Annotated in this window: 34 protein-coding genes, 1 tRNA gene and 1 other annotated feature; of the genes, 23 read left to right on the top strand and 12 right to left on the bottom strand. The window is 32.2% G+C overall.

Features of this window, described 5'->3' with window-relative positions:
• Positions 1–29: 29 nt before the first annotated feature.
• From LJY09_RS26420 to LJY09_RS26435, 4 genes are all read right to left on the bottom strand, one after another.
• The gene (locus LJY09_RS26420) at positions 30–386 is read right to left on the bottom strand and encodes a hypothetical protein (RefSeq protein WP_047751930.1); all 357 of its coding nucleotides are present in this window, start codon (positions 384–386) and stop codon (positions 30–32) included.
• 147 nt (positions 387–533) lie between these two features.
• Entirely contained in the window at positions 534–803 is a 270-nt protein-coding gene (gene rpsN, locus LJY09_RS26425; protein ID WP_047751929.1) for a 30S ribosomal protein S14, read from the bottom strand.
• Positions 804–948: 145 nt separating this feature from the next.
• On the bottom strand, positions 949–1,203 hold the full coding sequence (locus LJY09_RS26430; RefSeq protein WP_047751928.1) for a type B 50S ribosomal protein L31: 255 nt from the start codon (positions 1,201–1,203) through the stop codon (positions 949–951).
• Between the two features lie 193 nt (positions 1,204–1,396).
• On the bottom strand, positions 1,397–1,957 hold the full coding sequence (locus tag LJY09_RS26435; RefSeq protein ID WP_155404208.1) for a L,D-transpeptidase: 561 nt from the start codon (positions 1,955–1,957) through the stop codon (positions 1,397–1,399).
• Positions 1,958–2,421: 464 nt separating this feature from the next.
• Here LJY09_RS26435 and LJY09_RS26440 point away from each other — a divergent pair, with 464 nt between their 5' ends.
• From LJY09_RS26440 to LJY09_RS26505, 14 genes are all read left to right on the top strand, one after another.
• Complete coding sequence (locus LJY09_RS26440; protein ID WP_228307867.1) at positions 2,422–2,859, top strand: DUF2712 domain-containing protein; 438 nt, start codon at positions 2,422–2,424, stop codon at positions 2,857–2,859.
• 84 nt (positions 2,860–2,943) lie between these two features.
• A complete protein-coding gene (locus LJY09_RS26445; protein ID WP_228307868.1) occupies positions 2,944–3,708 on the top strand; it encodes a hypothetical protein in 765 nt (254 codons plus the stop codon).
• Entirely contained in the window at positions 3,708–4,409 is a 702-nt protein-coding gene (locus LJY09_RS26450) for a WxPxxD family membrane protein (protein ID WP_228307869.1), read from the top strand. Before LJY09_RS26445 ends, LJY09_RS26450 begins: the two co-directional genes overlap by 1 nt.
• Positions 4,399–5,130 (top strand): DUF2705 family protein, encoded by a 732-nt coding sequence (locus LJY09_RS26455; protein WP_228307870.1) that lies wholly within the window; start codon positions 4,399–4,401, stop codon positions 5,128–5,130. The genes LJY09_RS26450 and LJY09_RS26455 overlap by 11 nt, the downstream gene beginning before the upstream one ends.
• A 14-nt stretch (positions 5,131–5,144) precedes the next feature.
• The gene (locus LJY09_RS26460; RefSeq protein ID WP_165573157.1) at positions 5,145–5,780 is read left to right on the top strand and encodes an ATP-binding cassette domain-containing protein; all 636 of its coding nucleotides are present in this window, start codon (positions 5,145–5,147) and stop codon (positions 5,778–5,780) included.
• 368 nt (positions 5,781–6,148) lie between these two features.
• A complete protein-coding gene (locus tag LJY09_RS26465; protein ID WP_165573156.1) occupies positions 6,149–6,427 on the top strand; it encodes a hypothetical protein in 279 nt (92 codons plus the stop codon).
• 505 nt (positions 6,428–6,932) lie between these two features.
• Positions 6,933–7,091 carry a hypothetical protein gene (locus tag LJY09_RS26470; RefSeq protein ID WP_228307871.1) on the top strand — a complete coding sequence of 53 codons (159 nt, stop codon included), beginning with the start codon at positions 6,933–6,935 and terminating at the stop codon, positions 7,089–7,091.
• A gap of 113 nt (positions 7,092–7,204) precedes the next feature.
• Positions 7,205–7,555 carry a helix-turn-helix transcriptional regulator gene (locus LJY09_RS26475; protein ID WP_228307872.1) on the top strand — a complete coding sequence of 117 codons (351 nt, stop codon included), beginning with the start codon at positions 7,205–7,207 and terminating at the stop codon, positions 7,553–7,555.
• Between the two features lie 259 nt (positions 7,556–7,814).
• Positions 7,815–8,072, top strand: coding sequence for a hypothetical protein (locus LJY09_RS26480; RefSeq protein WP_228307873.1), 258 nt, complete (start codon positions 7,815–7,817; stop codon positions 8,070–8,072).
• The gene (locus tag LJY09_RS26485; RefSeq protein ID WP_165573153.1) at positions 8,072–8,563 is read left to right on the top strand and encodes a hypothetical protein; all 492 of its coding nucleotides are present in this window, start codon (positions 8,072–8,074) and stop codon (positions 8,561–8,563) included. The genes LJY09_RS26480 and LJY09_RS26485 overlap by 1 nt, the downstream gene beginning before the upstream one ends.
• 589 nt (positions 8,564–9,152) lie before the next feature.
• Positions 9,153–9,413, top strand: coding sequence for an NAD(+)/NADH kinase (locus tag LJY09_RS26490; protein ID WP_228307874.1), 261 nt, complete (start codon positions 9,153–9,155; stop codon positions 9,411–9,413).
• A 294-nt stretch (positions 9,414–9,707) separates the two neighbouring features.
• On the top strand, positions 9,708–10,166 hold the full coding sequence (locus LJY09_RS26495; RefSeq protein WP_228307875.1) for a P-loop NTPase family protein: 459 nt from the start codon (positions 9,708–9,710) through the stop codon (positions 10,164–10,166).
• A 1,700-nt stretch (positions 10,167–11,866) separates the two neighbouring features.
• Complete coding sequence (locus LJY09_RS26500) at positions 11,867–12,442, top strand: MerR family transcriptional regulator (RefSeq protein ID WP_034655621.1); 576 nt, start codon at positions 11,867–11,869, stop codon at positions 12,440–12,442.
• A 482-nt stretch (positions 12,443–12,924) separates the two neighbouring features.
• Entirely contained in the window at positions 12,925–14,226 is a 1,302-nt protein-coding gene (locus tag LJY09_RS26505) for a replication protein (protein WP_228307876.1), read from the top strand.
• A gap of 66 nt (positions 14,227–14,292) precedes the next feature.
• Here LJY09_RS26505 and LJY09_RS26510 read toward each other — a convergent pair.
• Positions 14,293–14,377 (bottom strand) — tRNA-OTHER (locus LJY09_RS26510).
• A 160-nt stretch (positions 14,378–14,537) separates the two neighbouring features.
• Between LJY09_RS26510 and LJY09_RS26515 the strand changes: the two genes are divergently transcribed.
• The 4 genes from LJY09_RS26515 (at position 14,538) to LJY09_RS26530 (ending at position 16,935) form a co-directional block, all read left to right on the top strand.
• The gene (locus LJY09_RS26515; protein WP_228307877.1) at positions 14,538–15,317 is read left to right on the top strand and encodes a ParB N-terminal domain-containing protein; all 780 of its coding nucleotides are present in this window, start codon (positions 14,538–14,540) and stop codon (positions 15,315–15,317) included.
• Positions 15,318–15,378: 61 nt separating this feature from the next.
• Positions 15,379–15,864, top strand: a complete 486-nt coding sequence (locus LJY09_RS26520; RefSeq protein ID WP_228307886.1) for an SMI1/KNR4 family protein — start codon at positions 15,379–15,381, stop codon at positions 15,862–15,864.
• Positions 15,865–15,935: 71 nt separating this feature from the next.
• Complete coding sequence (locus tag LJY09_RS26525) at positions 15,936–16,355, top strand: hypothetical protein (RefSeq protein ID WP_228307878.1); 420 nt, start codon at positions 15,936–15,938, stop codon at positions 16,353–16,355.
• Between the two features lie 133 nt (positions 16,356–16,488).
• Complete coding sequence (locus LJY09_RS26530) at positions 16,489–16,935, top strand: RDD family protein (protein ID WP_154974689.1); 447 nt, start codon at positions 16,489–16,491, stop codon at positions 16,933–16,935.
• Between the two features lie 299 nt (positions 16,936–17,234).
• On the opposite strand, the gene LJY09_RS27760 is transcribed toward LJY09_RS26530, so the two are convergent.
• The 3 genes from LJY09_RS27760 to LJY09_RS26540 all read right to left on the bottom strand — a co-directional run bounded on the left by LJY09_RS27760 (position 17,235) and on the right by LJY09_RS26540 (position 18,254).
• A complete protein-coding gene (locus LJY09_RS27760) occupies positions 17,235–17,366 on the bottom strand; it encodes a hypothetical protein (protein WP_255256943.1) in 132 nt (43 codons plus the stop codon).
• 221 nt (positions 17,367–17,587) lie between these two features.
• Entirely contained in the window at positions 17,588–17,746 is a 159-nt protein-coding gene (locus tag LJY09_RS26535; protein ID WP_155404219.1) for a hypothetical protein, read from the bottom strand.
• Positions 17,733–18,254: a hypothetical protein gene (locus tag LJY09_RS26540; RefSeq protein WP_053001520.1), complete on the bottom strand. Its 522-nt coding sequence runs from the start codon at positions 18,252–18,254 to the stop codon at positions 17,733–17,735. The genes LJY09_RS26535 and LJY09_RS26540 overlap by 14 nt, the downstream gene beginning before the upstream one ends.
• A 256-nt stretch (positions 18,255–18,510) precedes the next feature.
• Here LJY09_RS26540 and LJY09_RS26545 point away from each other — a divergent pair, with 256 nt between their 5' ends.
• Both LJY09_RS26545 and LJY09_RS26550 read left to right on the top strand, forming a co-directional pair.
• Positions 18,511–18,741, top strand: coding sequence for an XRE family transcriptional regulator (locus LJY09_RS26545; RefSeq protein WP_047752044.1), 231 nt, complete (start codon positions 18,511–18,513; stop codon positions 18,739–18,741).
• A gap of 238 nt (positions 18,742–18,979) precedes the next feature.
• Positions 18,980–19,240 carry a hypothetical protein gene (locus tag LJY09_RS26550; protein ID WP_228307879.1) on the top strand — a complete coding sequence of 87 codons (261 nt, stop codon included), beginning with the start codon at positions 18,980–18,982 and terminating at the stop codon, positions 19,238–19,240.
• 77 nt (positions 19,241–19,317) lie between these two features.
• Here LJY09_RS26550 and LJY09_RS27860 read toward each other — a convergent pair whose 3' ends face one another.
• The 3 genes from LJY09_RS27860 to LJY09_RS26555 form a co-directional block, all read right to left on the bottom strand.
• Entirely contained in the window at positions 19,318–19,479 is a 162-nt protein-coding gene (locus tag LJY09_RS27860; protein WP_080963453.1) for an IS3 family transposase, read from the bottom strand.
• Positions 19,467–19,688: a DDE-type integrase/transposase/recombinase gene (locus LJY09_RS27865; RefSeq protein WP_176521468.1), complete on the bottom strand. Its 222-nt coding sequence runs from the start codon at positions 19,686–19,688 to the stop codon at positions 19,467–19,469. Before LJY09_RS27865 ends, LJY09_RS27860 begins: the two co-directional genes overlap by 13 nt.
• 111 nt (positions 19,689–19,799) lie before the next feature.
• Positions 19,800–21,140: an aminotransferase-like domain-containing protein gene (locus LJY09_RS26555; protein WP_047752043.1), complete on the bottom strand. Its 1,341-nt coding sequence runs from the start codon at positions 21,138–21,140 to the stop codon at positions 19,800–19,802.
• A gap of 120 nt (positions 21,141–21,260) precedes the next feature.
• On the opposite strand from LJY09_RS26555, the gene LJY09_RS26560 reads away from it, so the two are divergent.
• Positions 21,261–22,181 carry a DMT family transporter gene (locus tag LJY09_RS26560; protein WP_047752042.1) on the top strand — a complete coding sequence of 307 codons (921 nt, stop codon included), beginning with the start codon at positions 21,261–21,263 and terminating at the stop codon, positions 22,179–22,181.
• Positions 22,182–22,355: 174 nt separating this feature from the next.
• Here the strand turns inward: LJY09_RS26560 and LJY09_RS26565 are convergent, their stop codons facing one another.
• On the bottom strand, positions 22,356–23,924 hold the full coding sequence (locus LJY09_RS26565) for a 2-isopropylmalate synthase (RefSeq protein ID WP_228307880.1): 1,569 nt from the start codon (positions 23,922–23,924) through the stop codon (positions 22,356–22,358).
• 57 nt (positions 23,925–23,981) lie between these two features.
• Positions 23,982–24,225, bottom strand: a binding site (T-box leader).
• 657 nt (positions 24,226–24,882) lie between these two features.
• Between LJY09_RS26565 and LJY09_RS26570 the strand changes: the two genes are divergently transcribed.
• Both LJY09_RS26570 and LJY09_RS26575 read left to right on the top strand, forming a co-directional pair.
• Positions 24,883–25,080: an IDEAL domain-containing protein gene (locus LJY09_RS26570; protein ID WP_047752041.1), complete on the top strand. Its 198-nt coding sequence runs from the start codon at positions 24,883–24,885 to the stop codon at positions 25,078–25,080.
• A 276-nt stretch (positions 25,081–25,356) separates the two neighbouring features.
• A complete protein-coding gene (locus LJY09_RS26575; protein ID WP_047752079.1) occupies positions 25,357–25,827 on the top strand; it encodes a DinB family protein in 471 nt (156 codons plus the stop codon).
• Positions 25,828–25,895: the final 68 nt, after the last annotated feature.

The raw sequence follows: 25,895 nt of genomic DNA on the forward strand, positions 1-25,895 counted from the left end.
TTTTAGTGAAATCAACCTTTATTCATAATTCATGATAAAACAAGGAAATATTGTGTATTCTTATTTGTCTCAACTTGATTGCCTTGTACTTGTTCTGTGTAGTCAATCCATTTATAACTTTTTATTTTTGTTTCTAATTTTTCGTTTATTTCATCTTCAATTTCGTGCATCAATTTCATTATTTCATCTAACGACATACTAAAGCGCTTTGCTGCCTGAAGGTGGGGTAATTGCTCTTTGAGAAGGGTTAAAAATTGCTTCTTTGTTTCAGATTGCTGTGCTAAACTATCTTCAATGCCTTCAATAAACTGATAAAGCTTTCTTTTATTACTTGGTAGATGATTCACAATATTCCTCGCAAAAATCTCGAGTATCTTCTCATTCATTACAAACGACCACCTTTCTCTTAGTGTTCAAAATCATTTATATTAAGGTTATGACTGTGCTTTCTAAATTTCCAAAGGGTATTCTTAACATAAATCAAACAGGAACCTGTAAGCACTACACTAACGAAGTTCCTGTTGTTTAACTGCTTACCAGCTAGATTTTTTAACTCCAGGTATTTGTCCTTTATGTGCTAATTCACGAAAGGCGATACGAGACATTTTAAACTTTCTTAAGTAGCCTCTAGGTCTTCCAGTAATTTGGCAACGATTATGAAGCCTAGAAGGTGCTGAATCACGAGGAAGCTTACTTAATGCAGTATAATCCCCTTTTTCCTTTAGTTCTCTTCTTAGATCCGCATATTCAAATACCATTTTTTGTCTCTTTAGTTCTTTTGCAATTTTTGATTTTTTTGCCACTTATATTTACCTCCTAAATAGGCTTGAGTAATCGTAACTATTACGATTTAAAGATTAGACTCTTTAAAGTGAATAGACCCATATTAACTCTCTTTCTCAACTATCTAGATTAACAAATAGTTAACTACAGTATTAAGTGAACGAATCATTTCTTTTCTCTCATATTATATTTTTGAAGGAAACGATCCACTCTTCCACCTTTATCTGCAAACTTCTGCTTTCCTGTGTAAAACGGATGCGTATCAGAACTGATCTCTACCTTAATCAATGGATACGTATTTCCGTCTTCCCAAACGGTGGTTTCATTCGATTCTTGGGTAGAACCTGTTAAAAACTTATAGCCACTGTTTGTGTCCATAAACACTACTTTCCTATAGTTTGGATGTATGTTTGGTTTCATGCTATCACCTCACGGTTAAATTCTTTCCATTAATGATAATCGAAATCATTACGTTTTGCAAGTAGAGAAGTTAGGATCCTAGTGTAAAAAATACACCTAACTTGCAATGAATCTCTAAAACTTGGACATACTGATACTATTATTTATTAAAAAGGCAGTATTCCGTAATAAAGTATAGAATACTGCCTTTTTATCAATTATTTTTCAACTTATAGCCTTTGAACTGATACCCATATACTTTTGTTAAATCAACAAAGCTCTTATAGGAATACGTAATGGCAACCGGTGTGCCTACTTGGACTTTATCATAAAGCTTTTCGATGTCTGCGTTATGCATTCTTACGCAACCTTGACTCACATATTTTCCAATGCTACTCTCATTGTTATTGCCGTGAATGCCGTATGTATCACCATACGTACCGTTTGCATTTAGCCCTAACCAACGTTTTCCTAACGGATTGCCAGGATCACCCCCAGGAATATGTCCTGTATAGTAAGGACGGTTTTTAATTTTGTTCACGACTTTAAAAAATCCAACAGGTGTTTTATCCCACGTTTTACCTGTTGCTACTGGATCAACAATTTCAATATAGCCATTGTGAAAATAGGCAAGCTTGTTGTAGTACTTGTTAATAATAATCAAATCTTGATTCGCTGGCTTACTTGCTGCTTCTGTTTTCCCCTGATTTACTCCACATAATGCGACCATTAATAATGTAAGAACGGTCATTGATTTCATAAAAATGTTCTTCATAAAAACTCTCCTCTTTTTTATATTTTTATAAGAAACAAAAAAGCATCTTCCAATTAGAAAGATGCTTTCTCGTCACAATCATTTATAAATAAAAACCTAGTTAATCGATAATTTTGGCATGCAGAGAAACGCTCTCTGACGAAATAAACGTTTGTTTTGCATACACCTACTCATTCGATGCAAATCTCAAACCCTCAAAAATCTAGCCATTCTTCCACAACAATTAAATTAGGCCTAAATTCCCTATTTAACAATCTACGAAAAAAGCTATTAATTAATTATATTTTTTCTTTTCTCTGTATTCTTGTTAGAGTTACATCTATTATTTATAAATAAAAAAATATAGATATTTATACCATATGATGCAAAAGTATTATTTTATGTATATTTGTAGATAAATAGTAAATAAAATGTAATAATTATTTGGTGTCTCAAGAGAGCAAATACATTATTTGGGGGTTCCTATGAAAAAAATATTTAAAAATAAAATTGTACAATTGGGGTTAGCATTAGGCGTTGGGGCCGGTATTTTTAGCTTACCTCTCATTACCCATGCATCAGATACGAATAATTCCTATTTCTATCATATTTATTCATATCAAATAAATACTAGAGATGATTATGCTTATAGGGAGACTGGAAGTGTAGATAATCCATGGAAAGTTAGATTAACCTCTTCTACTGAATCAAAAGACAGTAAATCTATAACTCGTTTTTGGTTAGAAAATAAAAAAGAGACTAATGTATCAGCATCTGTAAATAAATTAGAGGGTGATCCGGCTAGCTATATGAAACCATATTCTTCAGCCAATAAAACTTATGTTTATTTAACAGCAGAGAATAATAACTACAACCTTGAACAATATTCAGCTACAGGATATTGGGATGAGGAAACTTGGTAATAAAAGAATAGAGAATAAAAAGTTGCTCTCTCTCTTTTATTCTTTATCAACATTTGTCTAATACACTTTATTAGGAGGATACATATGAAAAGTTCTCTCTTGAGAATTTATAAATCTAGAAAAAGTATGATTTTCTTCTGGATTATCATTTTGTTACCATTGATAGAATTATCATCTTTCTATATTACGAAAATAAAATGGGGGACAGACTATCACCCAGCTATTTCTTTCTTTCTTTCGGGATCAGGAGGACATATACCACAAATTTTACTTTTTTGGTTCTTACCTATTTATTTTTTAATTATTTATTCTGATAGTTACACTCAAGATGTAAAATATGGATATAACTGTATTGAAATTTCAAAAGTTGGAAAGAAAAATTATATTCGAACGAAATTTCTTGTCTCCTTTTTTGCGCCTTTTATTATCATGACCTTAGCGCTAGGAATAAATTTAGTTCTTTCATACATTCTTTTTGCTGGAGGAACATATTCATTAGGGCTATTTGAAATGCATTTTGCAAATGATTTGCTACATAACTTCAGTTTAAATAATCCTTTTTTAACTTGTCTTATATTCTTACTAAATGTGAGTATTTTCTCTGGATTAGCTGGTACGCTTGGATTGAGTGCTAGTCTAATTTTTAAAGAACCCAAATATACTTATCCTGCGGCCTTTTTTACGTGGTTTGTCTTAATTATTCTCAATAATTCAATGATGAATGTTTTTCAACCTTTTACAGAATACGGTTTTCACCATGTTGTAAGCGCAGAAATACGTTATTTAATTATATTGATCTTAATTCCCTTCTTCTCATATTTTTATTGGATCAAGAAAGATGAATTATAATGAAAAGATACCTAACTTCAGTTTTAATTCTATTAATTATGTTCTCTATTTTATGGTATATGCAGAACAGTATATATATTTCTCATCCTAATGATCAACATATACTACTTATTATGAACGGAAGCTTGCAGGGATATAATTCACTTAGAGTTCTTGCTATAATATCCTTGGTTTTTTTATTGTTTATGAACATGCTTACTGTTAAGGAAAGTGCATCTTTCTTTATTCGATATAAATATAGATTACGTTTGTTTCATAATAGGACAATGAATATTTTTTGTTCTTCTATAATTTTCGTTACATCATTTTTATTAGTAAATGTAGTATTTTCTCTTGTGTTTATTGGTCACGATGTAATGTTGGAATCCCATTTTTATCTAATTACTTCTTTAAACGGTATAGCTATGGTACTGTTTTATTTTTGGATAGGTTTACTAACTAAAGTCTTAGAAGACTGGCTTCACTCAAAAAATATTTCCGTTGTTATAGCATTTATCATAGTTATGTTAATTTATTTTATTGACTTACCTTTTTGGGTTCCATTCGATGATATGCGTATATATGAAGCCCTGCTAAGTGGTTTATGGACATTAGCAGATATACTATTCATCTATGCTCGTCAGTTTGGAATAGTTATAATTCTATATGTTGTAGCTAAAATAATTTTCAGTGACAAGGACTTCATATTTTATGAAAAATAAAGGGTTATTCTTAATTATCCTAATTTCTTTTACATTGCAAAGTATAATTAATGGTCCAATTCTAGCTGAAATTTATCCTTTCTTTTCTAAAGAATATACTTTCTTATTGGGGCTTCCTCAAGCTACTCAATACCAGATGTTGATGCTGTGGTATCTAACTTTTGCGAGTATAAGTTTTTATTTTTCTGGAAGGATTAAAGATATTTTATATGGATATGGAAAGTATATCATGGTTAGAAATTACGACCGTGTAAAATGGATGATAGTACGATATATAAAGGCTGCTACAATGTTAGCAACAATTGTATTGTTAAAAATTGTTATATCGCACTTAGTCGTGGGAATATTCCAAGCGCATTGGGAATTAGAAATAAACATGTTGTTATTTAAATCTCTAGTGATTTATTATCTTACGTTTCTACTTTTGCTATTGTTGCAATTACTATTAGAGCTGTACCTCAACCCACAAATTGCATTTTTGTTTGTTAATACATATGTTGTAGGTGCTATTTTAACTGCAGGTCTCTTAATTAAATATAAATTAGATAGTTTATATTTATATTTTTTGATTCCTAACTACGCAATTGCTTCGCGTTTAAATATTACTTCAAATTCATCAGTAATTATCAGTTATTTTCCAGCATTAATAGTAATTATCTCTTTAATAACTTTAGTTTTAATTGTTTCAGTAAATAAGGTAAAAAAAATGGATTTATTATAATAGAGGTGTAAGGAATGTCAAATATAAAAATAAAAAATTTGTCTAAAGTAATTAAGAAACAACAAGTTCTTACCGATATTAATTACAATTTTGAACCGGGAAAGATATATGGAATCTTTGGAAGAAACGGTTCAGGAAAAACTATGTTATTAAGAGCAATTTCAGGACTAATACTTCCTACAAAAGGTAGTGTTGAAATTGAGGGAGAAAAATTACACGAAGAGATTTCTTTCCCTCCCAGTATAGGCATCATTATTGAAAATACAGATCTACTCCCCCAATACGACGCTTATACTAACTTGAAGATATTAAGTAAAATAAAAAAAGTCGCTAGTGATGACGATATAAAAGAGGCCATAGATAGAGTAGGTTTAGACAGTAATAGTAAATTAAAAGTAAAGAAATTTTCTTTAGGCATGAAGCAAAGATTGAGCATTGCTCAGGCCATATTCGAGAAACCAAGTATTATTCTTTTAGATGAGCCTACAAATGCTCTTGATGAAAATGGAATAGAACTTATACGCAAAATGTTATTAGAAGAAAGAGAAAGAGGGGCTCTTATCGTCATTGCTAGTCATAATAAAGAGGATTTAGAGATACTGGCTGACCATAAAATTCAAATGATAAATGGATCACTCGTAAATGAGTAATATTAACGCTTATATCCGTTTCCCTCTACACTTAGAGAATAGGTCAGCAAATATGCAAAAAAGGTATTGATTTTAAATTAATGCCTTTTTTGACATGCTTAAATATAAGATGTTGAATCACCTCATATTTAAGTTAAAAGTAATACATGTTAATTATTTGTAAAGTAAAACCCCTATTATTATTCCCTAGAATGAGAATAAAAAGAACACTAAAGGAAACTTAGTAGAGGAAGTGTTCAATTTAATTTTGATAAACAATACTACATATTGAAGAAGTAAAGGTAGCTTTAACCTTTTTATTCAATTAATAATTTAACTTATGGTAGAATTTTTATTACATAAGAAGGTTTACTTAAAAGGAGTAATTTATGAAGTTTAAAGATTTTTTATTATCTATAATGTTAAATGTTTTTTTGGGATATTTATGGATTTTCTTAATCCAAATAATCTTTGATTTGGTTAGATTTAAAGAACATCCCGCATTTTTTGGAGGAACGTTAACGATTTTGGGGACTTTATTATTTGGAGAAGTTATAAGACGAACTAATCCATTCATCAAGTACAAAGTTAATCATCCTGTAAAAATTGCAGGTTTTATCGCTTTTGGATTAGTGGTTGTTTTTAATTTATATTGGATAAATTTTTAGTAGACGTAGAGAATATGGATTGTAATGTATCAATAGGAATATAAAGCAAGAACGTCTATACCTATTGATAGTGGACGATCTTTATTGTTATTATTACTTTTTGTAAATTTCCGGTAGATATTTTGAGTTAAGAAAATACTTTTATTACTGCTCTTTAATAGTCTTATCGAAAAATCTTTCCTTGTTATTATTAAAGCTGCTACTACTTCTTTCTATTTTCCTTTTGTTTCCATACTTACTTCTGCTAAGATTTTTACTTTTAGTGCACTCATTGGAAATGTCCCTATCTACTATAACAACTTTTTATAAAAAAGAGAGCACTAAGGCTCTCTTTTTTTATTATACGATACTATTTTGTGTTTTCAACTTACTTTTCTATAATATATACCTTTGAGTTTTAAAGATATAGATAAAATAGATTTATTGACTTTGGTAATTATATCCTTTAAACTAAATACAAGTCACTCAAATGAGTGACTTGTATTTAAAGAGTGTGAGGGATTATATGACTAAAACACCGTCTGGATTTAAGCGTTTGAATGCTGATATTCCGGAAGAATTGTTCAAGGAATTTGCAAAGAGATGTATTGAAGAAGGTATGAGCAAAAAAGAATTTCTTGTTCAACTTTTGGAAAAAGAACTCTTTAAAGATTCAAAGAAGTAAGGAAAAAAACAAAATAAAAGGGCACTTTCCCTGCCAGGAAAGCACCCCATGTAGAACTCGTAAGGACTTCTATTATAACATGGGTTGCCCTCAAAAAACAGGAGGGTCTTATCATGGATCAAAGTGAAAAACTTTTAATAGGAATTGAACATATTTTGAGTGTGGCATCTGATTTAGTTGATGAAGTTGCTCGACTAAAAAGTGTAGAGGAAGAATGCAAAATCCTGAAAGAAAAAGTATTTCTCAATCAATTTACAGTTGCTGAACAACAAGTTTTTGCGCTTGCTTTAGATGGATATTCTGGACGGGAAATGCAGTTGATTCTGTCTAAAGAAGAAACCACAATCAAATCACAAAGACAAACTATTATACGCAAATTAGGTGTATCCTCCATGAAAGAAGCCGTTGAAAAATTTCAACATTTGGAGTACAAATCACCAAGAAAACTTCTTCAGTCTCTATAAACTGACGTGACCTTTAGAGAGACTTCACATCATCAGAATATACACAAAGAGTCACCTATTAAGGGGACTTTATATCCACACTATGTACTCAGAACAGAACCTTAGGGTGTGCACCTAAGCAACTTTCGTGGTATCACGGTGAAGCTAGGCTCTGCCTAGCCCCACACACCCTGTGGGGGCAAAAACCCCTTATGCTCTTCAAGATGTTTTTTACGTTTTTTATGTTGGTGCAATAAAAACACAGAAAAGGAGAACACACATGGAGATTAAAGTGAGAAATGTATGTCCGGTTGCTGTGAGTAAAGTAGATCGTTTAGCCAAAGAAAAAGGTCTTTCTCGACAAGCTTTTTTGAAAGAACAAATTGAAACATTATCTATTATGGAAGAAGTAGAAAAGCAAGAGCAAGCCATCAATGATTTGTATGATCGAACGATAGATACCATGCAAAGATGCTCAGATGCGATGACAAATATGGATCATACATTCAATAAACTCTTTGTGGAGGATGAAGAATAATGACAGCAAGCAAACACAGAAGAATGATTTCTTTAAGTGAAGAGGCTGATGAATATCTTCATAAACATATGAAAGAAAGAGGCTATCGTTTTCCAGGGGATGCCATTGCAGATATCATTCGAAAATATGAACGATTAAAAAATAATGAACCTGATGAAACATTTTTAGATGCTGCTACAATTGACGCAATAGGTCAGGCTTATCTGAAAAGAGCGAGTGGATTTTATCAATACTTAGACGATGAATTAAATGAGGTAAAAGAAACGACAAAGAATACACAAATAGACACTCGAATATTACTAGAGCTAGTTAATAACTTATACGATCAATTAAATATCCAAAAGTTTAAGCCCACAGAGTTCAATGAAACAGAGGCTACAAAGAAAGCCAAAAGAGTTGCGCTACACAAGATTCAAGAAGAAAAAATGCAGTTCAGGGAAAAAAGAAAACGGGAAGCAGCAGAAGAAATGGACCATTTATTTGAAGGTTAATCGTAGCGTTTATAAAAGCAGGCATTCGCCTGCTTTTTCTGCTTCTATACTATAGTGAGATGAAGAATTGTAGTAGCTAAGTTCCAAAAGGCTATTTATGAGTAAATTTAGCTTTCATACCTATGTCTTGATCAATACATTACGTGTGTTTTATAGGCAACCTCCTAAGCTATGTAGTTAGTTGCTATGGCTTTTAAAAGCCATTGTGAGCTTCTAAGAATAAAAAAGGGTTTATAAAAAACTATTCAGAAGACATTAAAGAGGCTTATACAAATCGTAAGAACCACTCAGAGCTACCTTAAGGAACAAGATAAAACATACGCTTCCCTCTCACAAACAATACAGTAAAAATTAAATGAACTATATAGTAGTGCATTGCTTTTTAACACTCCAAATTCGTGTACTCCTCTATTTTTTAATATACATAAATGAGTTTAACTTAAGATTAACTTGTAATCTCTATTTTTTCAGGAGGTCAATTTTCATTTCCAACATTGCTTCAATTTGTAAATAAACAACTACTTTTCTATGTAATTTAAAGTTACAATAGGTATATTGCCACTTATCATAAAAAGAGAATTTTCACCATATGAAGAATATTTTAATTCATTATTCACCAGATGATGCGCACGTAGGAGCGTCACTTAAAGAATTCTTAAGGAGAGCAAATTATAATGTGTTAACGGGAGATTCAGTTCCAGATAGTGGACGATTAACTTCGATATTTGTTGAGCCGGGATTACTATTGGAGACACTTTTAAAAGTTGACTTAGCAATTGTTTTAATTTCTCAAAATTATGTAAGATCAGCGTCGTATCAAATGGAATCTGAAATGCTAGAAAAACATTGAAGTTTGCGAGAAAATCTTTATTGCTGATTGTACTTGACGATTCTACTCCGCAATTTGGTTTTGCAGGGATTGGTTATTCCGAAGTCGATAAACAGGATATTTTAAATAGGAATTTTAAGGAGATAAATTAGACTTCTTGCAGTAAAAGAAGCAGAAATCTATCAAACAAAAACAGAAGAGACTGCTGAAAAAGAGAGCAAAAAAGAGGTTATAGATAGGATTAATGACAGTTTAGAATTAAAAGAGGTAATTTCAGATCTTAAGAGTAGAGAAAAGTTTAACAAAAGAATTGCTATGGGGTGCTACTCCATAGGAACTGCCGGAATTATTATAGGGGCTATTCTTGCTTATTTTAGTGTAAATAATATTTCAAGTGATAAAAACTCATATTATTATATCTACGTAGGTGCAAAAAACTTAGCTATCATAGGGTTATTAATTTTATGTAGTAGGTATACCTTTAACATAGGCAATATCTTTATGGAGGAAGGAGTTAAACAAGCAGATAGACTACATGCTATACATTACGGAAAGTTTTTTTTAGAATCCTTCCGAGAGAAATTATTTTTTGAAGAAATGAAAGACCTATTTAAAGACTGGAATATGGATAGTAAACCCTCCCTCCTTAACAATCCCGATCCAATGGCTGCTGATATGTGTGGGGCTAGGCAGAGCCTAGCAAAGCCGTGGGTACAAAGAAAGTCGCTTAATGTCCCCTTTGCGTCTCCCTATGTTTTTTCATTTTATGGCTAAATATTGTTGCTTTTCATTCATTTTTTCATCTTTTCACGTAAAATTTTCTGCTTATATTCATGAAGCAGGATGCTTTTAGCATCAAAGTGAATCTTTTATATCTTTGTTTCTGTTTCTCTATTCTTTTGATAAAAATTAAAGACATGTACTTTTCAAATTAAAAATTTTTCATTAATTCACTAAATAACTTTTTAAGATTTTATTATCACCCTAATATATAACTAAACAATTAGATTTTCTTTTTTCTTCTGCAAGAATCTAACTCTATTTTTTTAAAAAAACGAGTTAATTATAACTAATTTAGACTCAATTGAATTAAAATTAACTCAACAAAAAAGAAGTTTAATTCAATTAAAATAGAGCATATCAACTTGTCTAATTAAAAGCTGTCGAATCTATATTTTTTATACCCAATTAGTAATTAATTGATTTAAATTAATTTCAATTAGGTGTACACAGACTAAATGTACCAATAAAAGGTGACTCTACCTAATTAATATTCATTCAAATAAGATAACTAATCCAGACTCAATTGAGTCTGGATTAGTTATGACTACTGAACAAAATCAGGAAATGAACATAAGTGGGAGAAAATAAAATGATGACTTAAAAAATAGATTATGTATTTATACCATGCTGAAAACTTGGTTAAATAATTAAGCAGCGAATATAGTGATCAAAAGTAACAATTTATAACTGCGTGAATGTATTAACACCTTTTAATGCAGAGGAAAGATCTCTAATACCTAGAGAATTAGCTAAGATTCTTCAAAAAAGAGGCTATGGTCATATTAAAGAAAAAGCAAAACACATTTTAGCGTTTCAAAAATTTATCAAATCTCTCTAGACAATGAGTGCCTGAAATTAAGTATGTCTCTATGATACGAGGCGGTTGGTTTTATTTAGCATCTTCATTAAATTCACATTAAAGAAATTGTGTACTATTTTTTCACGTTTAATAACATCAGAATTAATCATTGAAGCACTTCAAAAGGCTTACACTGTCCAAAAGCCCTAAAATGGCTTACCTATTCGTAACGATTTCGATTCACAATAAATAAGAGATAAAGCATCTTTTCAGCCAAAAAGACTGCTTTTATGATAATGCCTACATAGATATGTTTCACACCATATTACAGAAGAAGTGTATTATCTAAACAGAAGCGACAGTAGTCTCAGCTATTAAAATCCTTAATCTATTGAAGATTAAATGAGAAAAACAACTTAACACATAACTTTTTTGTTCTAAATTATCGATCCAAACTTGATAGTTTAACTTAAGATTAACTTAAAATAACCTCGTTGCATACAACCTCAATTTAGTTTAACTAAAAATGAAATAAGTTACACTAAATTAAATATAAATAAATAAAAGTTTAATTAAATTGCAATTAAGTTATACTTAGTTGAACTTAATTGCAATTTAATTAAACTTATTGTAATATTTTAAAAAACTATAATGGATTTGTAGTTTTTTGAAGGACTCAGTTCAAATTTAATTGAACTACATAACATAAAATATAATAAATTTAATTCAGTTAAGTGTGAAATCTGCTAGAATAATAAAGACAAGCTTTAAATTAAGTCTAATTTAATTAGTCAGAACCAATTAAGTTAGACTTAATTGAGTTATTAAAAATATTTCATATAAGAAGATACTAACTAAGTTAGATTAATTCGTTTGTGAGGGAGGTACAATTATGAGCGAAGAAACAATGGTTATTTCAGAAGTTGCTAGAAAATTTAATATAGAAAATCATCAGTTACGGGACTGGTGCGAAGTCGGGTTAGTACGACATAAAAGAATTGGAAGAATAAGATACATATTTACTGATGAAGATAAAAAAATCGAGAAGATTATTGAACTAAAGGAAAAGTTTGGAAAACATGCACCAAATGAAATGATTCGTGAAGAATTAATTAAAGCAAATTTAATGAGCGAAGAACAAACAAAAATTATTAACAAGGATTTAGAGGAAGAAGATATAAACGAAAACTCCTTTAAAGAAGCATTTTTATTGCTTGCTAAAAAAATAGAAGAAATGGATAAAAAAATGGAAAAGAAAGAACAACTAACGCTTCCATCTGAAAATTTGGCAGAAAAAAAAGATGTTATAGAAATAAAAGAACAGATGAATAAACTTGAACAAGACAATCAGCGTTTAAAAGAAGTGAATGATCAATTACTTAAAAAACTAGATTCTATCCATTCAGCTATGACCGAAATTCAAAAAGAACAAGGGAAAAGCATATGGAAAAGAATGTTCACAAAATAATAAAACAGCTTCTAATTACTGGTCAGTAATTAGAAGCTGTTTTATTATTTTTGTAGCAGTTGTCAGAGAAAGTTCTCTTAATACCTTCAACAATAAATTCATTTGAATATAGATAGGATTTGCACCTCATAAAAGGTGCAAAACTAAATCTTTTGAGATATATTACTAATTCTTATTGAATTATGAGATTAATTAACGCTATAATAAAACTAACAAAAATGACCGGAATAGAAAAAAGACTTCAACTGTTTAAGACGTGTTGGTAGCACTCTTAAACCGTTCCCCCTAGTTACAGTAGGGAAAACACTTGTCGAAGTCTCTTGTTAATAGAGTTAGTTTTTCTATAAAATAAAACTTATGGTTTTATTTTATATGAAATAGCTGTCTATTTCAAGGGCTTAGTTCATCAAAATCACGACATTGTTTTCCTTTTTCCAGGGAAACAGTGTCTTTTTTTGTTCCTTAAAGGAGATAATGAACAAATGACAAAAATATTGACCTGCTATTTAAAAGATGTAGACACCTTCAACGGACGGCTTAAGTGGTTGTGGAAGAACAAATCCACACTTCGGAAAAAGAAAGAAGAGTTTTTAGAAATTATCCGTACTCATTATAAACAGAACAAATCAGCTATACATAAAGAATTTCCTAAAAAAAGAATGGAAATGCTTGATCATGTCATCTATAACCTAGTGGCTACAGGCATCCAAGCCATTCGTTCTGAAACACTCATGAAGAAATTTAAAGTTTCTAAAAGTACGGTTTCTCGTTTTGTACGTTCGTTAAAAGCGACACCTTTTATACTTGTAGCACGTTACATTAAAGAAGATGCAACAGGTACTCATCCTGATAGCTATGTATTTATTCTTAAAAGCCATAAGAACTTTAATCACATTTGCGAAGAAATCTTTTTTGCCCATGATACAACAGGTATACAAACAGTCCAACAAGAAGAAATGACAACTCCTGTGACGCTTCCTGTGATGTATCCAGAAAGTGCTGAAAACGTTGATACACCAAGCCTAAAGGCCGATAAATTACCTGGTGCCTTTATTAACCTTGATTTACCTGTAAATCATATAAATAATCATTTAATGTCTGCTTCACAGTCATTTACCTATATCAAAGGTGTTCCTAAGAAAGTCAATCAAGTCTATGCAGGTAAGTATGGTCATCAACTAAAAGACTTTTATGCTCGCATTCAAAATGCTGCAAAAGCCGTAAAACGAGATACAGAGATTGATATTACTAAAGGGCAAGTACATGAAATTGCGTATACATCTATTATTGGACTAGACAAATATGTACATGAAGCTAATCATAAAGGCAATTCTTTGTCCTTAGATAATATGTGCCAATTACTCTATAAAATTGCGAAAAACCAATTCTATCAGTTGGTGAACCCTAAAAACCAGGATTATTCATCAGTATATCCAACTCATGAGGAAGTTATACATAAAGAAGAGTCATCAACAAAATTGTTTACGCCAAAACATATTATCCGTAAAGAACTCGTTCCTGATTGGTTAGAGGCTGAGCAGGATCAAGAGAAGGGTACAAAAAAAGTAGAAATATCTTTAGAACAACAGCTTGAAATGATTCAGTTAAAACAAGACCTAGGGCAAGAACTTACACCAGAAGAAGACTGCTTGCTGCAAGAACATTGCTCAACATACAGTACGTTAGAAATGGCGAAACTGAAACAAGATTTAGGACAAGCATTAACACCTGAGGAGCAGAAATTGTTGCATAAACATGCTAAATTAAAGGAACCAGCTTCTTAATTTTTAAAAATAGCTAAAGTAAAGCAAGGACTTTCACTATTTTTAACGTATTCAGTGTTTTAAGGGCGGACTTGGCAGGATTTGAACCTGCAAGACACCAAAGTTGTATAGTGTAATACGACTGGCTGCTCTGCCATTGAGCTACAAGTCCACACTACAAGTATGCACATAGTCTTTGTTTATATGTACGACAGAAGAAAATGTAAAAAGTGAAGAAATCCCTTAGAAGCTAAATTATTATTAGGATATGTTTATTTAGAACACTGTTCTAAATAATAAATAAATCTATATCTACGCAGGAGGAGCACATTATGCCACATAAAATTACGTTAACTGGATCAGCCACAGGACCACTACGAGAATACGATCGCTATGTTGCCTTTGATATGCGTGAAAAAGGGTCACCATCTGCGCCTAAAGGCTTGAAGAAGAGTACGTTTATTTCGTACACGGTATTTGTTGCAAAGAAGGCTTTTAACAAAACAGGTCTCACGAAAAAAAGTATTATGCATGAAAAGATCTTAATTCAAGGAGAACCAACTTTAGATATTCCGATTGATGAATGCCCTGGTGAAGTAGGTGTAATCTGCTTCCAGATTACCGTTCTCCCGAATAAGAAAGACAAAGAAGACAATGAACCAAACGATAAAAAAGAGGCCAAACAAGAGGCTTCTTCAGCGCAACAAGAAGTTGCTGCTACCAAACAGGAAGAAAAACCGGCACCTACTTCTCAGCCTGCAGCAAATGAAGAGAAGAAAGCTGAAAAAGTACAGACAGAAGTGAAGGAGACACCTGTTCAAGAGAAAAAGGTGGAGCCACAAAAGAAACAAATAACAAATCAGCCAAAAGGGACACAAGATCTTCTAAGTTTCGACGAAATCATCGTACCGGAAGAGTTCTTAAAGACACGTCCAAACCCTCAAAAAACACAAAAGGTCATTGATTTTGTGAAACGTACAGGGCGTCTCGATGAGCCATTAACGATTGAAAAAGGATCGAATATCTTGAAAGATGGTTACCGTCGTTATATTGTGGCCAAAACCGTTAAAATGGATAAAGTTCCAGTTATGTATGAATATCAGAAGTCATAATGTATTTCCTTGAAGCCAATCCGTTGTATCCGTTGTAAGGAGATTGATAACATTGAGAGTTGTGAAAGAAAGCATTATTTATCCATTACCAGAGGATCAAGACATTGCAAAATTAGAAGCTTCTTTTCGCATCCAATTGCCCAATGCGTATAAAGAATTCTTGAAACAATATAACGGATGTACAGTAATAGATTCTACACCCCTAACAATCATCAATAAGAGGTGTCAAATTGAACGTTTTTTGGGCATTATTAAAAACTTCAGTGAGCATCCTTATGGGGTGTATGATATTGGTTGCTGCGAAACCTCTTTAGGAGAACAAGGGCGGAATTTCTATGATGAAGATCTCATTGGATCTGAATTAATTCCAATTGCGAAGCTAGCATGGGGAGATTATTTGTGTTTGAACTTTCACTATGATAGTAACAATCCGTCTGTTGATTTTTTAGATTACGAAGAATCATATGAGTGTGATCCAGCTACATCAAAGATTGCTGAGACCTTCCAAGAGTTTTTGAGTATGTTATTATCTAAGGATACGAAATAGCAGAAAATGCTATTTCGTAATGAGATCATCTACTCATTTTGATTTTCAATCATAAAAGAGGAAGTGTCGACATGAAAAAGTGGCTTTGGATCATGTTATCCGTTGGAGTTATTACTCTCGTGTTTATGATGAATTACTTTATAGACAAAAGTCAGCAACAACCAAACATTATACGAAGCGTTTCACTTACAACTAGCACATCTCCTAATCAACAAAACATTGTTGAAGTAAAAAAGATGTATAAACAAACCACTGATTATTTTGATTATGAGCAAAAACAAAAGGCTGATTCTCTTAGAATGTACTACGGACAACCTGGAAGTACTCTTAACCAGTATAAGGAGCTCCAAGAAATTCACCCTTCTATGATTCATGATGTTGATGTACATTGGAAAAATGAGCAACATGTCATCATTAACATTATGAAAATGAATCAACAACATAAAAACAAGGTGTACAAGCGATTTAACTATAATCTTGACGAGATGTAGACTTTGGATTTATGGTTTTATATCTCTGCATCGGGAGTCTTATGTATGGTGTTACACTAGGAATTGTTATCCTCATCTGAGGAGCTATATAGGTAGATAAAGTGTTAATTTATAAGAAGGGGAGAAATATAAAGTGAATCAAGTAATAAAACCAGCAGGATTTTGGATACGCCTATTAGGAAATCTATTAGATGGCATTATTGTAAGTATTCCTTTGGGGCTTATTGGCTTTCTTATTACAGGAGACTTTGATCGTGAAGATCCCATTACATCACTCATAGGTTTTATCTATGCAGTTGCTGTACCTATTTTATGGTATGGATATACTATAGGGAAACGAATTGTTGGAGTGAGAATTGTCAAAGTCAATGGAAAGAAACTTGGAATTGGAGCAATGCTATTAAGAGTTCTTGTAGCCGGCATTGTTTATGGTATTACATTAGGTATTGCGTTAATTGTAAGTGTGTTCATGGTGGTTTTCCGTAAGGATAAAAGAAGTCTTCATGACATGATGGCAGGCACTTACGTTACATATTCAAAACCAGGTGAAATAGAGGATAAACAGGCATTTGTAGATTAATACTTAATCTACAGTAGGGTAACTTGTGATTTATTACCTTTTGTGATTCCAGATACAGATAGCAAATTGAGAAGTTTGCCATATTCAATAGTAAAGATATTTTTGGTGGAATAATATAGGAATTCAAACTTTCTTTCATATGCAATACCGAATATCCTCTATTTCTAATCTACTATTCGGGACTATTTAAAACTCCTACACCTTAATGGTTAGGAGTTTTTTCTGTGTATTATCTATAGGGTATAAGCAGATAGCTACACATTAGAAAATTTCTTAAGCTGTGAAGGGTTAACTATAGATTATCGAATATACTCATTATTTTCTTGTTCCACTATCCATACAAGTAACTCTTTTTCTTTGCTATTTAAATGTCGACCTAAACGTTTTTCAAAATCAAAAACTAATTCGTCGAATCGAGGGCTATTTTCCATCTATATTCCTCCTGTGCCATCTGCAGTATAAGGTATAAAAGATATATTTAATATAAATCTTTATCCTTGTTTCTTGTTACTGAAACTTTGCTCACTTTTAAGATGTTTTTAATCATATTTAGAACAAAGACCGCCCATTATGTCTCATTATATAAGGCGGTCTTAACTGTATTCATGCTATATGTTTATGCCCAAAATATCGACACTATTCTAAAAAGACGTCAGGTAAAAAAGCCAATGGCTAAAATCAATGCCACACAAGCCAAATAGATATTCCCACTCCAATCTCTCTTTTCCCTTTCATGCACCGCATAACTGTTATAAGAACCTTCAATCGGCTTTATTTTAAGTTTTCGTTGGACTTCTTTATCTAAGATCAAGTCTAATTCCTCCATTGTTTGATAATTGTAAGGTAGGAATCGCCCTTGTACGTCTCTCGATCGGCTGCTGACGTCTCGTAATTCTTTCTGCCTTTTCATGGCTAGAGGACTGTTGGTTGAATTCAATAGTTTTTCCAGAGATCGATTGGTCGTCTGTTGATGTTCCAAGTAACGTAGAAATTCTTGTAGACGTTCTTTTTCTCTCACGGTCATCATTTTCTCCTCCTCCTTTCTCTTCGATGTTGGGCTCTTGTTCCATCCATAACGGGTGTGAAGAAGATTGCCATGGAGAGGAGGGGAGAGGGACGTCACTTATTTTATACTGATTCATTAGCGTTAAAAAAACAGGGTTGTGCGCTGCTGTAAAAAGCGCACATCTTATAATTTGATTTCGGTCTAACTCGGTAGCCTGAAACAGACTATCTACATATGTACGATAAATAGAATGATACCGCACAGTTGGTCGATAAGTGTCTACATGATTTTCCGGCTTCTTATTTTTCTTCATATGCGCTTTTCTCTTTCAGAATGACATCTAACATCTTCTTACCTTCTAACGTTAAATAGACGTCTTTTCGATTCAATAGCGAGGTTGCTAATTCTTTTGTCATTTCAATCGCTCCATTCTTGGTAGCATAAGGTGACGTCTCTTTCTGACGTCTTACTCTATGATATGAGCCGATGCTTGTCCTATATGTAACTTTTTTTTTTATGATTAAAAAAGTTACATAATGTCCATACTTCTTGATAAAGGAGATGGATGTATGGTTCTAGGCTTAGGAAAGAAGCGAACAAGGTTTGGAAGGTGGTTGGATAAGCAAGAAGATATCAATCAATTAGAACTCGAAAATGCCACAAAGTTAAGTCGCCCAACCATATCGAGGCTTTGTAATGATAAAAACTACATACCTAAATACTCCACAATTTATAGAATAAATGCAGGGTTACGAAAGTTAAAGAAGGATGTAAAAGTAGAAGATTTTCTACAGTTGTAAATAGGTAATGCACTTAAGGCTTATAAATGGAGTTATTAATACTAATAATTTAGCTAAATTAAATTTTGATAAAAAATGATTATATGAAAAACTTCAGGAATTAGATATAAGTTCTATTTCATAGGTATTTTATGTAGAAGTTGGAGGAGACGTAGCGATCGATCCAGTAGCAATTGGGCAAGCGATTGCGGATGCAGCTAAAACGGCTGATAATCGAAGTGGTTTTGTCAAAGGAGCAATGGAAAAAGCGCTTTTTGAATCGGGTCAACAATATAATGTAGTGGTCATGAATTTGAGTCAAGGTTATAATTCAAACCAGTTACAAGGTGTCCAATATTTTGATACCGTAGATTACGATGGTATCACGTTTGGAGTTTGGATATTTGAAGAAGGAACGTTTATTAATGAAGGTGACGGAGGATACGATAACTGGGCCTTTAGAGGTTGGTTTGAACGAACGGGAGATGACGAAAAAACGGTCAACTTTCGTAGACCTTAATCTATATAAAAAGAATTCATTTTGAATAATTATTTGAACAGCCCCCTGTCAAGTAGACAGTGGAAATAATAAAAAAATTAGGCGGCTTGAATCCTATATTCTAATAGACTTAAGCCGTTTAATCTTTCTTGATAACGTTTGTTATTGTAAAAATCAATATAATCATTTATTGATTGTTGTAACGTTTCAATCGTTTCGTACTTATGTGGGTAATATTCTTCACACTTCAACGTTCCCAAAAAAACTCCATTGGTCCATTATCTATACATCTTCCTGCACGTGACATGCTATGAACCATTTTTGCTTTTTCTACTTTTCTCTTAAACACACGGGACGTGTATTGATACCCTCGATCACTATGAATTAATGGTTGTTCATTCTTTTTTAAGATAGCGATAGCTTGGTCTAATGTTTGAAATACCAATCCGTTATTGTTTGAATCTCCCAATACATAACTAATAATAGAAGGAAAGCGAGAAAAATATATATCATTACAAGAATAATACTCTTAAGTCTCTTTGTCTTAAACAGTGTTAAAGACCTTAATTACATTAGGTAATTAAGCAAAATAGTTATCTCTTTTTTTTAAAGCATTGGCAATTTTTCTGACTCCTTCTTCAACTCGGTGATTTTCAACATTTGATACATTTAACTTTAAAACCCGTTCTTTGTGAAAGTTGGCTAAATAATTACTTTCAACTGAATCCAGATATACACCCTGTTCGTATAAATAACGAATAAATAACTTCATATTTACTTGTCTAGGTAGCAAAATATGACCATGCATAACTATTTCTGACGATGATTCGTAATTAGCCAGATGCTTTTGCAGAGATTGATGAAGAATTTGTGCACGTTTATGGTAAATACTACTTACTTTTGATTTATTATGTTCAAACATACCACTTTTTATATAAAGATATAGGGCAGCTTGTGAAATCATAGAGCTATCTATATCTGAGGTCATTCTAAATTTTTGAAAGCTACTAAGAATTGGAGGAGGAAGTACGGCTAAACCAATTCTTAAACCTGGAAACATGATTTTTGAAAAGCTCTTTAAGTAGATAACCTGTTCCTTTATATCCTCTGAAAAAAGAGGATCATTCTTTGTGTTATATTCAAAATCTGCTAAATAGTCATCTTCTATGATATACACATTGTATTTATAAGCTAACTGTAAAATAGCTGCTTTGTCTTTTTTGCTATATGACGTTCCTAAAGGATTATGGAAGCGTGGCATTGTATAAAAAAATTTAACCTCTTCTTCCTTGAATATTTTTTCTAGTTGCTCTAGATCAATACCTTGTGCTGTACGTTGAATGCCTATTGCATGAATTCCATATGTTTTCAGCATATCCATATACAAATGGTAACTAGGTTGTTCAACTAAAATAGTAGATCCGTTATTTGGAAAAGGCATCATACTCAGTAAAGCGAGTGCCTGTTGAACCCCTGAAGTGATGAAGATCTGTTCAGATTTCGCAAATACTTGATAAGATTCTAAGAGTCTCTTAGCTTCTGCAATTAATAAAGAGAAACCTTTTGGTGTTCCATAACGAAACAATTCTTCTTGATATGTATCAATCGCTTTATTAATACACTGTTGAAAGTCTTTATAAGGAAATGCATGCCATGTTGGAGATGATGTTGCAAAATCAACGCCTTCAGTAGATCTAGGTTCTTCGAAAACCTGATGTTCTACAACGTAATAACCACTCTTTGGAATAGAATAAATAATATGTTGCTCTTCCAAACGTTTTAAGGCAGATATTATGGTACTTTTACTACAAATATATTCGAGCGATAAGCCTCTAATTGATGGTAATTTTGCCCCTGATGGAAAGTCCCCAGACTGTATCTTTTGAAGTAGAGAATGATAAATTGTTTCATATTTAAGCATAGTATTCCTCCAAATACACATCTGTACCGATACAGATGTGTATTTTTTATATCGTAGATATTGCTTGTTTTTCTTACTATAGTGATAACCGGCCGGATAATTCTAAAGGAGGTCAATCACATGGTTAAAAAGAAAAAAGCATATATAGCTGCACTTACTTATGCTATCATTATCGGATTGTCATTTATGTTTGTCAAAGTTGCATTAACTATTGCTACACCTTTTGATGCATTAGCGCATCGATTTACTATTGCTTTTGTGGGGGTTACAATCTTAAAAGTACTGACGAAAAAAGCATTAAAAGTAACTAAAAAGGATATAGTGATTATTGCTTCATTAGCTATTTTATACCCCACTCTCTTTTTTGCTTTTCAGGTATTTGGACTAGTAAATGTATCATCATCTGAAGCCGGAATTATTCAAGCAACAATCCCAATTTTCACCTTAATCTTTGCGAGCATATTTTTAAAAGAAACATCTACATCTGGTCAAAAGATAGCTATTATTTTCTCGGTGGTAGGTGTGATATATATTATGTATATGAACGATATAGAAAATAAAAATACTAGTCTACTAGGAAGTGGTTTGATTTTACTTTCTGCACTTGTATCGTCCCTATACAATGTATGTGCTCGAAATTTAACTCAACGATATTCCTTATTCACTATCACATATATCATGAATTTATTTGGTTTTATTACCTTTAATGGTTTAGCACTGATAAATCATCTAATGAATAACACTATCCATCAATTTATGAAGCCTTTTGTTCATCTCAATTTTGTGATTGCAATTGTCTATCTAGGTTTATTATCATCTTTAGTTACTTCCTATCTTTCTAATTACGCTTTATCAATAATAGAAGCATCTAAAATGAGTGTCTTCAGTAATTTTGCTACACTCATTACAATCTTGGCAGGAGTAATTTTTTTAAAAGAACAATTTCACCTTTACCATCTAGTCGGGGCCATTATCATTATTGCAGGAGTTATAGGAACAAATTGCTTTGGCGCAAAAGGTAAACACAGTAAAAAAGCCTAGTTTCCATAATCCATATTCCCAGGATACAAAAACCTTAGAAATCTATAGATTCCTAAGGTTTTTATATTCATGTTTCTTTTCATTCGTCATAGTAGCCTAACTTAATATCCAGTAAATATTGCCAAGTCCATACTTTAACACACTAAGTACATCCCATTAAATATTACCTTTTATTTATTCAATCGGAAGTAAAGTATCAACCACGATACTGTTTACAACATTAATATACGCAAATGCACTTGCTTTCATAACATCCGTATCTGTTGCCTTGGCAATATACTTTTCGCCTTTGTATTCCACTTGGATCTTTACTTTTCCTAATGCTTCCTTACCTCTTGATACACTGCTAATATTATATTCAATCAATCTAATATCTAAATCACTAATTTCTGTAATAGCAGAATACAAAGCATCAATTGGGCCAGAACCGACGGCACTGCTTTTTAATATTCGATCACCCTTTTTAATCTTCACACTTGCAGACGGGAAATTTGTATTACTAACAACTTGCAAGTCGATTAGTTCATAAAAATGATGACTATAGTGCATTATATCCTGATTATGAATATCATTTTTCGCATAATAATTCTCAACGATGACATATAAGTCATGATTATATACTTCTTTTTTCGCATCTGCCAATGCAAGGAAAGCTTCAAATATCCCTTCAAATTGTATGTTAGTCATCTCATTAAAGCCTAATGATTCAAGGGCATTTTTCACCGCATGACGTCCAGACCGGGCGGTTAAAACAAGTTCCATATCGTCTAAACCGACTTCAATTGGGCTAATGATTTCATAAGCATCTCTTGCTTTTAATAAGCCGTCTTGGTGTATACCTGAAGAATGAGCAAAGGCATTATCTCCTGTAATGGCTTTATTTACTTGTACATCAAGCCCCATTAAACTACTTACTAACCTAGATGTATTTATAATTTCTTTCGTATTAATATTTGTGTACGCATTATAAACTGATGAGCGCGTATTAATTGCCATCACGACCTCTTCTAGTGCAGCATTGCCTGCACGTTCACCAATGCCATTTATCGTACACTCAACTTTATCTGCCCCATTTTTAATTGCAGCTAACGTATTCGCAGTTGCCATACCAAGATCATTATGACAATGGACACTTAAAAGCACTTTATCATTCAAATTTTTCAAGCGATCATTTATTTTAAAGATTAGTTCACCAAACTCTTCCGGCTCGGCATAGCCAACTGTATCGGGCACATTAATAATGGTAGCTCCCGCCTTTACAACAGCTTCGATCGTTGCCCATAAATATTCGAAATCGGAGCGAGACGCATCCTCCGTTGAATATTGTACATTTGGTAGAAATGTTTTGGCATATTTTACTGCATCAACACCAAGATCTAAGATTTGACTTTTCGATTTTCCAAACTTCTTTTCCACATGAATGTCTGAAGCGCCTAAAACTATATGGATTAACGGTTTTTTAGCATATTTCACACTATTATAAACAGCATCAATATCAGTCTTTACTGCTCTTGCTAACGCTGTAATGATCGTTTCGTCTGTATTTCCTATTTTCAGAGCAATTTCTTTCACAGCATTAAAATCACCAGCTGAAGATGAAGGAAAACCAGCTTCGATAATATCGACTTTCAGCTTCTTTAGTTGCTGCGCTACTTCTAGTTTTTCATACAGGTTCAACTTAGCCCCTGGGACTTGCTCCCCATCTCTTAAAGTCGTATCAAACATCCAAATTTTTCTCGTCATTTCAGAAACACTCCTTCTTCATATGAATGTATAAAAAAAGCCCCGCCTCTATAAAAATATAGAGACGAGGCGTTGCTCGCGGTACCACTCTAATTGATCAATCATTACATAATTAACCCACTCATTTTCGGCAGCTATCACCACCTATCTTCATAACGGTAGAAAACCGACATCCCCTACTTATAATATTCAGGGAGTAGCTCTTGGATGAGTTCAAAGGTAATAACTACCGATTCTCACCAACCATCGGCTCTCTGACAAGTTTAGATATCCTTCTACTATTTCCAATCTTTGCTTATTATTATTTGATTACATGCAATATTATATCTATCTATTCAATTTGTCAACGTATTTTTTTGAATACAAAATTTATTCTGACTATAATAATATCCTTTTTGCAAATTATTAATTTGCACATAAATATCCACTATCCTTAAGTAATGTTTAGAGTGCTTTCTTAAAAATTTTTTTATATTACTACATTAGTGAAAAACCAATTATTTGTCGTCACCTAGAGTAAATGGTACAACTTTAATTTTTATAAAAGAGGTTGTGCATTTACATCTATATATAAAATTAATTTACTATTTATCTTTAACAAAGATTACGTTAATAAAAGCACTCTAAAGTTAAATGATTATAAATTTTCTTTTAAGTCATTATGAATACAAAAATTTTTTTAGAGGTAAAGATAAAATAGATTGATATATATTAAAAGGTGAAAATGTTTATTTGTTGTTGCTAAGTATAGATAATAAAATATTAATCTTTATGATTTAATTTTTATCTTTTTTCAGCTAATTGAAGACATATGAAAAATATCTAAAAAGAATATAGGAGCGTAATTACGCATATTACATATTATTCTATGTCTCACTTCATCTATCAACCTTGCATAAAAAAAGTGCAAAAGGGAATACTGTTTGCAAAATAGAAAAGATAAAGGGGTTGACGTTTTATGGAAAATAATGTACTTAATGAAATGAATCAAGTTGATCCAAATTTAAGCGATGAAATGTTGGCTGAACTGTTTTTAGATCAAATGATGAATGACTTCAAAAGAAGTAAGATTCTCGAAAAAATTGATCAGTCCTTAGAGAATAAAGATAAAGAAGCTTTTTTATGTTTAACAGAGAAACTTAAATCCATACCTTGATCAAGGAGATATTATTATAATAGAAGAAACTTATAAAAAAACCTTTACGTGTTATGTTTAGTAAAGGTTTTTTCTTATAAAGAATTTAAAATTACTTTAATAGTTATATATATTGTAGAAAAAGCCTTCTATTAATAGATTATTAACGACAAGAGTAAATAAGTTATGTTAACTAGGTACGAATATTTTGAAGCGCTAGAGGTGCCTTAATTATATTCCTATCCCTCTATAGGTGGTATAATATGGATGATTGTATCAGTGAAAGGGGAGAAAGAGATGGACAAACTTGTATTCAAACAATTTGAAATCGGAAGAGAGTACTTCCTCAAAATCATAGAGGCTGTTTCTAAGGGGCAAACTGATGTACAGCCAGATGGTTTTAACAACACAATTCATTGGCATACAGGTCACGTTTTGACAATTACTGAACAAACTATGTTTGGTTTTCCTCATGCAACAACCCATCTTCCAGCAAATTATATGGAATTGTTCGGAAATGGTACGAAACCAGCCGATTGGACGGGGGATGTACCTACTATGGATGAGCTTAAGATCCAACTAAAAGATCAATTGGCTCGTATTCAGCAAATTCCTGCTGAACAGCTAAACAATAACTTGGAAAAGCCATTTTTGGGATGTAAAACCTTTGGAGAGCTGGCGGGTGTTACACTGATGCATGAAGCGACTCATATGGGCCAGATTCAGGCAATGAAGCGAATAATTGAACATGTGGGTGTGAAAAATTAAATTTTAAAAAAATGATATAACAAAGTTATCGGAGATAATAAAGCCTATATATTTTTTATATAGGCTTT

It is taken from the genome of Priestia sp. J2, from assembly GCF_020790095.1.
GTDB classification, from domain to species: domain Bacteria; phylum Bacillota; class Bacilli; order Bacillales; family Bacillaceae_H; genus Priestia; species Priestia zanthoxyli.